Origin of the sequence: Pseudomonas sp. NPDC088414, from assembly GCF_044753325.1 — a bacterium.
Lineage (GTDB): Bacteria > Pseudomonadota > Gammaproteobacteria > Pseudomonadales > Pseudomonadaceae > Aquipseudomonas.
In genome coordinates, this window is sequence record NZ_JBIVMY010000009.1 from 126,927 (window position 1) to 139,819 (window position 12,893).

9 protein-coding genes are annotated in these 12,893 nt (G+C 58.8%); 2 read left to right on the forward strand and 7 right to left on the reverse strand.

The window, feature by feature from the left end; genetic code table 11:
- Positions 1-43 precede the first annotated feature (43 nt).
- Positions 44-1,063, reverse strand: coding sequence for a Glu/Leu/Phe/Val dehydrogenase dimerization domain-containing protein (locus ACIP8I_RS11555; RefSeq protein WP_007968076.1), 1,020 nt, complete (start codon positions 1,061-1,063; stop codon positions 44-46).
- Positions 1,064-1,235: 172 nt separating this feature from the next.
- Here ACIP8I_RS11555 and ACIP8I_RS11560 point away from each other — a divergent pair, with 172 nt between their 5' ends.
- Positions 1,236-2,039, forward strand: coding sequence for a SirB1 family protein (locus tag ACIP8I_RS11560; RefSeq protein ID WP_007968075.1), 804 nt, complete (start codon positions 1,236-1,238; stop codon positions 2,037-2,039).
- A 54-nt stretch (positions 2,040-2,093) separates the two neighbouring features.
- On the opposite strand, the gene ACIP8I_RS11565 is transcribed toward ACIP8I_RS11560, so the two are convergent.
- The 4 genes from ACIP8I_RS11565 to hmgA form a co-directional block, all read right to left on the reverse strand.
- Entirely contained in the window at positions 2,094-3,464 is a 1,371-nt protein-coding gene (locus ACIP8I_RS11565; RefSeq protein ID WP_400761107.1) for an MFS transporter, read from the reverse strand.
- A 158-nt stretch (positions 3,465-3,622) separates the two neighbouring features.
- Complete coding sequence (gene maiA, locus ACIP8I_RS11570; protein ID WP_400761109.1) at positions 3,623-4,258, reverse strand: maleylacetoacetate isomerase; 636 nt, start codon at positions 4,256-4,258, stop codon at positions 3,623-3,625.
- A gap of 12 nt (positions 4,259-4,270) precedes the next feature.
- Entirely contained in the window at positions 4,271-5,575 is a 1,305-nt protein-coding gene (fahA, locus tag ACIP8I_RS11575) for a fumarylacetoacetase (protein ID WP_400761112.1), read from the reverse strand.
- A 3-nt stretch (positions 5,576-5,578) separates the two neighbouring features.
- Positions 5,579-6,883, reverse strand: coding sequence for a homogentisate 1,2-dioxygenase (hmgA, locus tag ACIP8I_RS11580; RefSeq protein WP_400761115.1), 1,305 nt, complete (start codon positions 6,881-6,883; stop codon positions 5,579-5,581).
- Positions 6,884-7,048: 165 nt separating this feature from the next.
- On the opposite strand from hmgA, the gene ACIP8I_RS11585 reads away from it, so the two are divergent.
- Positions 7,049-7,834, forward strand: coding sequence for an IclR family transcriptional regulator (locus tag ACIP8I_RS11585; protein WP_400761117.1), 786 nt, complete (start codon positions 7,049-7,051; stop codon positions 7,832-7,834).
- Between the two features lie 31 nt (positions 7,835-7,865).
- Here ACIP8I_RS11585 and ACIP8I_RS11590 read toward each other — a convergent pair whose 3' ends face one another.
- Together ACIP8I_RS11590 and ACIP8I_RS11595 are read right to left on the reverse strand one after the other, a co-directional pair.
- A complete protein-coding gene (locus tag ACIP8I_RS11590; protein WP_400761120.1) occupies positions 7,866-11,348 on the reverse strand; it encodes a dermonecrotic toxin domain-containing protein in 3,483 nt (1,160 codons plus the stop codon).
- 601 nt (positions 11,349-11,949) lie between these two features.
- Positions 11,950-12,861: an SDR family oxidoreductase gene (locus ACIP8I_RS11595; RefSeq protein WP_400761123.1), complete on the reverse strand. Its 912-nt coding sequence runs from the start codon at positions 12,859-12,861 to the stop codon at positions 11,950-11,952.
- Between the last annotated feature and the right edge of the window lie 32 nt (positions 12,862-12,893).

Genomic DNA, 12,893 nt, shown 5'->3' on the forward strand with positions numbered 1-12,893 from the left:
ATTCCATATGTAGGAGCTGCCGCAGGCTGCGATCTTTTGCTTTTCAGCGATACAAAACCTTCTCCGCCAACTCATCCGCCACCCGCGCCGGCGAACGCTTCTCGGCCTGCGCATGGGCAAACACTTCAGTCAGACGCGAACTTATTTTCGACAGGTGCGCGGTTATCGTCCCCAGCTCTTCTCCGCGATGCTTGAGCGAGACATAAATCAACCCGCCCGCATTGATCACGTAATCCGGCGCATACAGAATGCCGCGCCGCTCCAGTTGATCGGCCACATCCAGATGCGTCAGCTGATTATTCGCCGAACCAGCCACTGCCGAGCAGCGCAGTTGCGTCACCGTATGGCTGTTGAGCACTCCGCCGAGGCCGCATGGCGCGAGGATGTCGCACGGTGTGCTGAGCAACGCGTCGTTGGCGATCGGATGCGCGTTGAGCTGTTCCATCGCCAGTTGCACTTTGCCGTGATCGATGTCGCTGACCAGCAACTCCGCGCCCGCCGCGTGCAACTGCTCGGCCAGTGCATAACCGACGTTGCCCAGTCCTTGAATCGCCACGCGCAGGCCCTCGAGGTTATCACTGCCCAGCCGCGCCATGGCGGTAGCGCGAATCCCGGTGAACACGCCCATCGCCGCATGCGGCGCCGGGTCACCGGCCGAAGTGGTACTGGTGACATGCTGGGTCTGCTGGGCGATGCAATCCATGTCCGCCACCGAAGTGCCGCTGTCGATGGCGGTGATGTAGCGACCGTCGAGCTGCTCAATGCAGCGGCCAAACGCTTCGAACAACGAAGCGCGGTTTTCCACATGCGCCGGGCGCACAATCACCGCCACCCCGCCGCCCTGATCGAGCCCGGCCAGGGCAGCCTTGTAGCTCATGCCCTGCGCGAGGCGAATGGCGTCCTCGACTGCGGACTCGTCGTTGGGATAGGCGAGATAACGGCAACCGCCCAGGGCTGGGCCAAGGCGACTGTTATGAATGGCAATGACCGCCTTCAACCCGGTGACCGGGTCAACGCTGAGGTGCAGCGATTCCAGGCGAGTGCTTTGCATGAGAGCGAACATCGGCAGGCTCCCGAATCACTTCTGGTAGACGCCAGTATAGGCTTGCGCCCAAAAATTGCTGAAGCGCGCCGGAATAAGCGCCCGCTTCGACGATGACTTTGCGGCATAACCTGGTCGGTACTGGACGAATGGCGCGGACGGGGCTAAAACGAGGCATTCCCCGGAGATTGCGATGAGCCCGCGCCAACGTTTTTTCGAGTGTCTGCACCGTTCACCGCCCGCGCTGTTCGAAGCGGCGTTGTGGATGGCCGCTGAACACGAAAAAGGTCTCGATGTCGAAGCGCTGCAACAAGACTTCAAGGCGCTGCAACAGCGCGTCAGCTACGGCTTGCCGATGCTGCCGGTCAGCGAACTGGCGCAACCGTTGCTGCGGCGGATGAATGACCTGGGCTTCTCTCAGGACGATTTTCTGCCGCTGCGCCCGCAGGTTGCGTTGTTGGACAAAGTGCTGCAGACCCGTCGCGGCCAACCGCTGAGCCTGTCCTTGATTGCTCTGGAACTGGCGCGTGGTCTGGAGATTCCGCTGGTCGGGGTGAACTTCCCCGGGCATTTCCTGCTGCGGGTACCCGGTGCAGATCACTTGCTGGATCCCTGCGGTGGTCGGCGCCTGTATCCGAATGATTGTCGCGAATTGTTGCAGCGTCAGTACGGCGCGCACCTCAAACTCAATGCCGACCATCTGGCCACCGCCAGCCCGCAGCAGATGCTTCAGCGCCTGTCACGCAACCTGCGCCAGTTGCATCTGGCCCATGAGGATTACATCGCCGCGCTGATCGATGCCGAGCGCGTGCTGGAACTGGGCGGTGCCAGCGCAGCCGATTATCTGGCCCGCGCCAGCCTGTATCAACGGCTCGATTGCCCGAACGCGGAGCGCTTCGATCTGGAGCATGCGCTGCTGCTCAGTGATGACCCGATCCAGCGCCTGCGCCTGACTGAACGGCTCGGGCATCTGCCGCCGAATTCCGTAGTGCACTAAACGCTTTTTGTAGGAGTGAGCCTGCTCGCGATGCAGGCGCCGCCGTTTTTTCTGTCAGACCGCGTTATCGTTCTTCGCCAGCAGGCTGGCTCCTACATTGGACAGGGTGGACTCGGAAGGCGAGCGCACCTGAATGATCAACAGCGCCGCAATGACCGCCGGAATCGCGCAGAAGAAGAAAATCTGCGTCACCGGAATGTGCATCGCCAGCAGCATGCTGCCGAACAGCGGCCCGAGGATCGAACCGAAGCGCCCTACCCCCAGCGCCCAGCCAGTGCCTGTGGCCCGCACATGCGCCGGGTAGAAATTACTGGCAAAGGCGTTCAGCGTCAGTTGCCCACCGATGATGCAGAACCCGGCGGCAAACACGCAGGCCACCAGATAACGTGGATTGTCGTGATTCAAGCCCAGCAGAATCGTGCACAGCGCCGCCCCGGCCAACACTGCGCAGAGCAGGCGCACCTTGCGTTGCAAACGATCGGCGAACCACGCCATGCACACCGCGCCCAAGGTGCCGGCGAACAGGAACATCGAGGTCACCAGGTTGGCTTCATTGAGTTTCAGACCGCTTTCCAGCAACAGCGTCGGCAGCCAGCTGATCATGAAATACAACAGAATCAGGCTGACAAAAAACGTCGCCCAGATCAGCAGGGTCGGTCGCGCATAACCGTTGCGGAACAGCTCGACCACGGTCAATTTGCTGCCCTGCTCGCGCTCGTTCTGTTCGACGGACGCGGCCGGCGGTTGCCAGTCCGGCAGCATTCGCGCGGTGACTTTGCGCAGGCGCGCATAGGGCGGTGCATCGCGCAGCAGACGCGGCAGCGATTCCGGCAGCATCCACCACAGGAACGGGAACAGCAGCAATGGCGTGACACCACCGGCAAGAAACACCGCTTGCCAGCCAAAGCGATCGATAAAGCCCGCAGCAACAAAACCGCCCGCCGCACCGCCAAATGAAAACCCACAAGCCGCCAGCGTCACCATCAAGGTGCGCAGGCGTGGCGGTGAGTATTCCGACATCAACGCCATGGCACTGGGCATCGCCCCACCCATGCCGATGCCGCAGATGAAACGCGCGATCATCAGGGTATTCAGCGAGTCGGCGAACACCATCAGCACCGTCAGGCTGGCGTAGATCAGCACGCAGGCAAGCAGGATTCGCCGTACGCCGAAGCGGTCGGCCAGCGGCGTCACCGCGAGCGAACCGAGGGTCAGACCCAACAGGTTGGCGCTGAAAACCGGCCCGAACGCGGCTTTCTCCAGCCCCCAGTCCTGGGCCAGGGCCGGCACTACGTAACCGAGCACCTGGGCGTCATAACCGTCGGTGACCAGCAACAAGGCGAGCAGGATCAGGAGTAACCACTGATAGCGGGACACAGGACGGGCGTCGAGTGCCGCGCGGAAGCTGGCAATCTGGTTGTGCATCGCAAGGTACCTGTTTTGTTTTTATGTTTTTTGTATGCGGCGCTGATCCCTTGTAGGAGTGAGCCTGCTCGCGATAGCGGTGTGTCAGTCAACATCCCCATATCTAACACTCCGCTATCGCGAGCAAGCTCACTCCTACATTGGGGCATTGTGAAGCGTTAAGGGGTATCAGGCTGGTTTGCCGGATGCGCCTTGATGAACGCCGGATGCTCTGCCGCCAGCGCCGCCACCCGACGAATCCGTGGATAAGCCTCCAGCGAAACACCGAACCGCTCCGCCGCATACAACTGCGGAATCAGATAGACATCCGCCACACACGGCCACTCACCGAAACAGAAACCGCTGTCACCGATCAACTGCTCGACGGTCGCCAGCCCCTGACTGATCCAGTGCGCGATCCACTCCACCACCTGCGGCTCTTCGTGGCCCAACTGACGCAGGCGATTGAGCACGCTGACGTTGTGCAGCGGATGCACGTCGCAGCCGATCACCGCCGCCACACCGCGCACATGAGCACGGGCCGCGAGGTCTTCGGGCAACAACGGCCGTTGTGGATAACGTTCTTCCAGGTATTCGATGATCGCTGGCGACTGAATCAGCAACTCGCCGTCATCGGTGCGCAAGGCCGGCACCCGGCCCTGCGGATTGATCGCCAGGTACGCCGCCTGGCGGTGCTCGCCCCCGGACGGCGCAATCAGGTTGACCGGCAACGCGGTGTAGTCGAGCCCTTTCAGCGCCAGAGCAATGCGCACCCGGTACGACGAGGTCGAGCGGTAATAGGTGTAGAGATCCATGATCCGCTCCTGTCAGCGCGCCGCCAGCACTTTGCCGCGGCATTCGCCGAAGCCGATCGAGGCAAAACCATCTCGGGCGCAACGCGCGCGCAGGATGATTTCGTCGCCGTCCTCAAGGAATTTGCGCACTTCGCCGGAGGCCAGTTCGATCGGCTTTTTACCGCCCTCGGTGATTTCCAGCAGGCTGCCGAACTGACCGTTTTCCGGACCGGACAAGGTGCCCGAACCGAACAGGTCACCGGCCTGCAACTGGCAGCCGTTGACGCTGTGGTGCGCGACCATTTGTGCGACGGTCCAGTACATGTAGCGAGTGTTGCTCAGGGTCAGGCGATGGGCCGGCAGACTCTGCTCGCGCATGGCTTCGGTGAGCAGCAGCACTTCCAGTTCGATGTCGAAGGCGCCGCCATCCTGATCACGTTTGTCGAACAGGTATGGCAGCGGCTGCGGATCACCTTGCGGACGCGCAGGTTGCGCCGTGCGGAATGGCTCCAGCGCTTCGGCGGTCACCACCCAAGGCGAGACACTGGTGATGAAACTCTTGGACAGGAACGGCCCCAGCGGCTGGTATTCCCAGGCCTGGATGTCGCGGGCCGACCAGTCGTTGAGCAGGCAGAAACCGGCAATGTGATCAGCGGCGTCACCGATGGCAATCGACTCGCCCATCTCGTTGCCCTGACCGATCCAGATGCCCAGCTCCAGCTCGTAGTCCAGTCGTGCGCACGGGCCGAAGGTCGGTTCGCTGGCACCGGCCGGCAACGTCTGCCCTTTTGGACGACGCACGTCAGTGCCGGAGGCGCGCACCGTGGAGGCGCGACCGTGATAACCGATCGGCACGTGCTTGTAGTTCGGCAGCAACGGATTATCCGGGCGGAACAGTTTGCCAACGTTCTGCGCGTGCTCGATGCCGACGTAGAAGTCGGTGTAGTCGCTGATGCGCGCCGGCAGGTGCATCTGGCAATCGGCCGCCAATGGCAGCAGTTTCACGCTCTGGGCTTCGATGGCGCCGCGGTGGTTGCTGCCCTCGCTGAACAATTCCAGCAAACGGCTGCGCAAGGCTACGCGGGCTTCGCGACCGAGATCGAAGAAGGCGTTCAACAGGCCGCCGTGCATGGCTTCAACCGCGCTGCGTGCCGGGCCGTCGAACAGGCCGGCTTCAAGCGCCACCTGCAGATCGAAAATATGTTCACCGATCGCCACGCCCGCGCGCGGCGCCGAGGCGCCAGTGCTGAACACGCCCAGCGGCAGGTTCTGCAACGGGAAATCTGCGTGGCCGTTGGCCGAAGCAACCCAACTGCGGGTGATGGAAGTCTGAGTCATGGGTTATCTCCGGGTCGGGTCGAACGTGGCAGGCAGCGTGGCCCAGCAGGCGTCGTAAGTGGATTGCAGTTGCGGGCAGTCGAGGGCGAAGCGGCTTGGACGCAGCACCTGACTGGTCTCGAACATGAAGGCCATGGTGTTGTCGATCTTCGCCGGTTTGAGTTCCGCGTTGATCGCTTTGGTGCAGGTTTCGCCATCCGGGCCGTGGGCGCTCATGCAGCTGTGCAGCGAGGCACCGCCGGGCACGAAGCCTTCAGCCTTGGCATCGTATTCGCCCTGGATCAGGCCCATGAATTCGTTCATCAGGTTGCGGTGGAACCACGGCGGACGGAAGGTGTTCTCGGCGACCATCCAGCGTGGCGGGAAGATCACGAAGTCGAGGTTGGCCAGACCGTGCACGCTGGTCGGCGACGTCAGCACGGTGAAGATCGACGGATCCGGGTGATCGAAACTCACGGTGCCGATGGTGTTGAAACGGCGCAGATCATATTTGTACGGCACGTTGTTGCCGTGCCAGGCCACCACGTTCAGCGGCGAATGATCGAGCTCGGTGCCCCACAACTGGCCGAGGAACTTCTGCACCAGCGTTGTCGGCTGCTGCAGGTTTTCATAAGCGGCGACCGGCGCGAGGAAGTCCCGTGGATTGGCCAGACCGTTGCTGCCGATCGGCCCCAGATCGGGCAGGCGCAGCGGAGCGCCATGGTTCTCGGCGACGTAACCGCGCGCCTGCGGATCAAGCAGCTCGACGCGGAATTTCAAGCCACGCGGCAGCACGGCAATTTCCAGCGGCGCGACTTCAAGCACACCCAGTTCGGTGGCAATGCGCAGCCGCCCCAGTTGCGGCACCAGCAGCAGTTCACCGTCGGCGTTGTAGAACACCCGCTCCATCGAACGGTTGGCGGCATAGTTATAGATGCTGATGCCAGACGGTTTTTCCGCTGCCGAGTTGGCCACCATGCCGACCAGGCCATCGATGAAGTCGGTCGGCTCGGCCGGGATATCCAGAGGATTCCAGCGCAGGCGATTGGGGGTTACTTCACCCAGTGGACCGCCGGCCAGTTGCCGCTCGAGTTTGACGAACGCCGGGTGATTGGCCGACGGTTGAATCCGGTACATCCAGGTACGACGCGCTTCACTGCGGGTCATGGTGAATGCAGTGCCGGAAAGCAATTCGGTGTAGAGGCCGTAGGGGGCTTTCTGCGGGGAGTTCTGGCCGATGGGCAAGGCGCCGGGCAACGCTTCACTGCTGAATTCGTTGCCGAAACCGGACTGGTACGCCAGCTCCGACGCGTTTGAATCGAGGTTCATGGAGCCTCCTGAACAGGGAGTCGGCAGTGGCCCATCGCTCTGGCTCAGAGGTTTGCGCACGCCGGGGTTGTTATTATCGTAATTCGATTACGCATAACGTAATTTGCTCGCTATCCAGCGTCAAGCTATAAAGACGCCCATTCGTTTTCGGATCCCGGCCGCACCATGGAAAAAACCAGCGACAGCAACGGCAAACAGAAAGTCCGCTCCGCCGAGGTCGGCACCGACATCCTCAAGGCATTGGCCGAGTTGTCGCCCTCCACCTCACTATCGCGTCTGGCCGAACACGTGCAGATGCCGGCGAGCAAGGTGCACCGTTATCTTCAGGCGCTGATCGCCAGTGGTTTTGCCGAGCAGAACGCCGTCACCAACCACTACGGCCTCGGTCGTGAAGCCCTGCGCGTGGGCCTCGCAGCCCTCAACAGTATGGACGTGCTGAAAGTCGCCGCCCTGCCCCTGTCCGAGTTGCGCGACGAACTGAATGAAACCTGCTTTCTGGCAGTGTGGGGCAATCAGGGCGCGACCGTGGTGCACATCGAGCCGGCAGTGCGCGCGGTGACGGTGGTGACCCAATTGGGTTCAGTGTTGCCGCTGCTCAGTTCGTCCACCGGGCTGGTGTTCAGTGCCTTTCTGCCGCATCGGGAAACCGATGAGTTACGCGAGCAGGAAATTGCCGTCGCCGGCCATCCACTGGCCGATCAAAATGCCTACAGCAGTTTGTGCGAACAGATCCGCGCGCGCGGTCTGCATCATGTGCACGGTTTGTTGATGCCTGGGGTCGATGCCTTGTCGGCGCCGGTGTTCAACGCTGTCGGGCAGATCGCCGCGGTGCTGACCATCGTCGGTCCGACCTCACTGTTCCACGCCGACGAAAACGGCCCGGCGGCGCAGCGATTGCTGGCGGCGACGCGGGCCGTGAGCTGGCGCATGGGGTATGAGCAAGCCGATTGAGTCAAGCGATCACCATGCGCCAACCTGGCGATCAGCGCACGATGGTCTGGCTGATGCCCGTTACCCGATCCTTCATCAACTCAGTGATGAAATCGATCAACTGTTGGTCTGCAGCTTTATGACCCGCCGCCTCGGCGACGAATTGTGCTGCCGACCGTGCGTCATCGACCAGATCCAGAAACGATCTTTGTACGTTGGTCACCTGCTTGATCACTTCTGCGCTCGCACCAGCTGTGGCCGCCTGGCCAAGCGTAAACAGTCCGATCAGCGCGTCTGCGCCGTATCCCAGGGCCGCGGAGTAGTCACCTCGCTGTTGCGCCTGAGATCCGTCGTAAACACTTTTCATCATCTGCACCGCGACGAGCAGAGTGCCGATTGGCGGCACGGCGAGACTGATGACACTCGTCGCCTTGATCAGGCCATCGTAAATCAGTCCGGCGATAACCTCCTTCAAGCTGGTGGTTCGCTCGTCGATATCGCTCAATGCGCGACGCACTCTCCGATCATGGAACGTGAAGAGGTTGTTCAATTTGGCGCGTTCTTGCGTCTTGACCGGAGGCCGGGTATTCACGGTTGCGACAAGATCGTCAAAATAGTCATTGATTACTTTTTGATCGACGATCGCAACCCGGTCAAAATAATAATCGCGCATCGGTCCATAGCGGAACCGAATGGAGGGAATGAAATCGTTGATAGGTCGGTAGGCAACGCCATCCGGCGCATCGGGCGTATATAACCAGTCGTTGAACTGGCCAAGAATGTTCATCCGCAGGATATAGACACCCGCAACCGTACGATCCCCCTCCTTGGTCAAGCCTATTTTCCCGATATTGAATTCGTAAAGACCTTCATCACCTTCTGCAGAACTACCTGCGATCGGGTAGTGATAGACATCCTCTTTCAAACTGCCGACAACCCGTTGCAGCCCTAAAAAAATTTCAGACCCAAACCTGCCACCGATGTAGTTGGAGAGCAGATCGTAATGCATCTGACAGCGAACTTTTTTCGCGTGAACGGCGCGCTTGAAGGCGTAGTCAGGATGCTCCCGGTCCAGATAGTCGGTATTCAACATTTTCGTATACCTGTCGCCAGGACGGAATGTTTTCGATAACGAGGACAGATCGCGAATATCCAGCTGGTCGACTGCGGGATGGCCGCCCGTCAAAAAACACCTCGGGTCATACTTGCCTGGATACGCCGGATTGGCAGCTTCAAACGACAGCCCTTCGATGAGCAGATCCGTTACGCTTTTCTGAAAATCGTCAGTCTGGACAATAATCTGATCCGGATCGATCTCGACACTTCGTCCTCGCGAACGCAGCAGATTTTCAAGGTTCTGCTTCACCGCATCGCGGGTAAAGCGTTCAAAAGAAGGGAACGCATTGTCCCTTGTCTCTACGGTGGAGAGTGCTTTCAGCTCGGTATTCAATCGAGCGTAACGTTTGCGCGGCTCAATCTCGAGGTAGCGGTAAGGCGCAGGCGCAATGGTCTTGTGTAACGCCAGTTCAGACTGATAAGCGACAGTGACGTTATTGAGCAACGGCGCTGTGCCATTGGGGAAAAGGTCCGGGTATCGGGTATCCAGTTTGTACAGATAATGGGTTGAGTGACGGCTGGCACCGCGCAACGATCCGGCATCGTGCAAATAGTCCGGATGAATCAATGACGCCGCGTATTGGCGATCAGCGGTCATGGCCGATTCAAACCACTTGTTCAGAGCGAATGCGTCCGCAAACGTCATGAAAACAGACTGGCCTGCAGGTGTTTTCAGATAAACAAGATGGTTCCGAGTCTCCCGTGCCTGAAAAATCATCACACCTTTCAAGGTTGGCCCTGGAATCTGCAGGCTCAGTTGCAATCCACGGATGGACACCGACGGGTCACCTGCCAACGCCCTTTCAATGACCTTCGCTTCAGTTTCACTGAAGACCTCCGAATGACGCGCAACGAAAAGCGCGAATTCCATGTTGCTGTGCAAGTGATCACGATACGCCTTTGCAAACTCAGGCGATGGATCAACGGGAAGCCTGAATACGAATTGCGAGCGCACGTTGATGTTGGTCAACCATCGCTCAAGCGCTGCAGCGGACAGCTTGCTGCCGGGCGGCAGCCCGGTGATGCTGATTTCGGCTTTATATCCCTCGTCATGCAGACCGAAGATGATGAATTCCGTCAGGGTCCGACTGTCAACCTGCTCGAGGGTGCGGCCGCCCAGTTGCATCTTGTGGACGCTGCGCACCTTTATCGTCTCGGCTTCCAGTTGCTCACCCAACGCGCTCATCGCCCATTCGGAAAAACAACGCAAGACATAATCTTTAAACGAGAAACACCTGTCGAAAACCACCTGGTAGGCAGAGTGATATTTCTCCATTGAGTGCTCAAGTTCGACGTACCGCTGCTGAAGAGCGTTTCCACCGCTCTTCAGCCAGAGTGGCCATTCGGTACGCTTGAGTTCTGCCTGCACTTGATCGAATCGACGACCGATGTCAGCACGCATCTTCGACAACACCTGATTGTCCTGCAATACCCGGCTGAACGCTTGAGTCTGGCCCTTGCGATCGCGCATCAGACTTGCAAGCGTATCGAGCTGCCCCTTCAAGTAAACATCGACACAATACGCAGACACACTCTGCCTGGCTTTGGGGAAAGCGATTTTGCTCCCGGACGCCGATACACGCGCCAGCAACGTCGCGGGCAAGTCGAGGTTCATGGCGAAGTATTCAAAACCATTGCCTGGTGTGTGAAGGACATAACCGGTGGGCTCATTGAGCAATTTCATTTCCGGATCCGCCCGCATCGCATTATCGAGCACAAACCCGGGCCCGAGCGAAGTGCGATAGTCGGGTTCAGGACTCACCACAACGTTATATGCACCGGCGCCGTTTTCCAGGTTCAACAAGTAGCAATAGCGCTTCGCCATGCCATGATCCAGGAATCCCGCCATGGCTTTTAAAGAAAGCTCTGCTGTCAGTACAACGTTATATGCCTGCTGAAAAGCCTGTTTATTTGTCAGGCCGGTGTTTTCAGTCGCTGCGACTTTTACGGGTGCTGCCCAATACTTGCCCATCTCCGAACGCAGACTGCTTTCCAGATTTCGCAGCGTATAAGTAATAGCTTCCTCAGCCTCGAAAATACTGAAGCCCTTGACTCTCATCTGTTCGCCAACGGTCTCCGGCAGATGAAAAACACCGTCCCCGCCGCCATCCAGATAGTTCGGCAGCACATTATTATCAAGACAATGAAACAATACGTCAGACAGTTTCCCCGAAGGACGGCGTTCTATCTCATATGACTGATCGGTGACATTTATGTACACATTATCGATATCGATATTCTTCCGCCGTTGCTGCAGTTCTTGCTGCAATGCCTGCCGAGCAATCTGCCGAACTGTCGGGATCGCCTCAACAATAGCGAACAAATCATCCTGCGCGGCGGCAGCCTTTACCCACTCGGCCCTCCAGGTTACTTCCGCACCTTCAGAACCTCGCATCAGGCTTTTGTATAACTTATCCATATTCAAGTCCTATCTTTCAAGTTCAATGAACGGAACCCCGTATCACTGCGAAAGCGAAAGATAGTTTCATTTTTGAAAAACAAGAAGCACCAGTTCATTTCAACAAATATAGATTGCAAAACATTAATCAAAACAAAGAAGCCACTTATAAAAAGTGACAAGATTACAAACAAATACTGCGCAACAAGATCCATACAAAGAAACTAACGCAGCCATCCAGAATAGACAGAGAAGCGATACATTTCAGACTGTGAATGCTCTGCAAAGTCCAAGCAGTGCGCTGGCACGAACAAGACTGTTGCACGCCCCGTAACAGTGCATGTCCGGAATCGCTATTTTTCCATTGGGCTCAAGTGCTTATTCTGAGCGGGCTTTCACGGCACACGCCGTAAAGCACCCAGCTTTGGCTGCTGAGTAACTCACGCCAGCGCTGACCGATTTCAGATGAGTCGATGCTTCGATTGATCGCCCAGGTGTTCACTGACGTTGATTTGTAGCTCCTTGATCCAACGTCTTACCTTGGCCGCTGCGTTTGCAGCGGCCTTTTTTATGGGCGAAGGTTTTGCCGATCGGGTTGCTCATTAGCCGGGCATGACACACGTCACAGCGAATACTTTTGCAAATTCGCCATCATTTCCTTCAGCGCTTCAATGTTGTCCTTCGGATGCGCCGCGCCTTCGAAATCGCATATCTGCTGCCAGTGCGCCGCGACATCTTCCGGGGAGAAACCGCTGCGTGGATCGAACCCGGCGCCGAGACTGCGTTCCCAGCGCACCTTGCCCATCCAGCCGCCACCGACTTCAAACAGGCCGGACGTTTCCTGGCACTGTTCACTGGCCAGGTACACCACCAGCGGGCTGACCAGTTCCGGTTTGAGCTGTTCGAACACTTGCGGCGGGATCAGGCCTTCGGTCATGCGCGTGCCGCCGGTAGGCGCGATGGCATTGACCAGAATATTGTTCTTGCGACCTTCGATGGCCAGGGTACGGGTCAGGCCGTAGAGGCCGAGTTTGGCCATGCCGTAGTTGGACTGGCCGAAGTTGCCGTAGATGCCCGAGGTCGATGCCGTGAAGATCACCCGGCCGTAATTTTGCTCGCGCATGTGCGGCCAGGCGGCGCGGGTGACTTTGTAGGCGCCCTCCACGTGGACGCGATAGACCAGATCCCAGTCGGCGTCGTCCATTTTGTGGAAGGTCTTGTCGCGCAGGATCCCGGCGTTGTTCACCACCACGTCGACACGGCCAAAGGCGTCGAGGGTATTCTGCACCAGTTTGTCGCCGTCGGTGACCGAGTCATGGTTGGCCTCGGCAATGCCGCCGGCTTCGCGAATCTCCGCCACCACACGGTCGGCGGCGGAGGCGTTGGCACCTTCACCCTGGGTCGAGCCGCCGAGGTCGTTGACCAGCACTTTGGCGCCGTGCCGGGCGAACAACAACGCGTGCGCCCGCCCCAGGCCACCACCGGCGCCGGTGACGATCACAACTTTATCTTCGAAACGTACGGACTCATTCATCGCAGGAACTCCAGCAGGCCTGAGGGACAGTA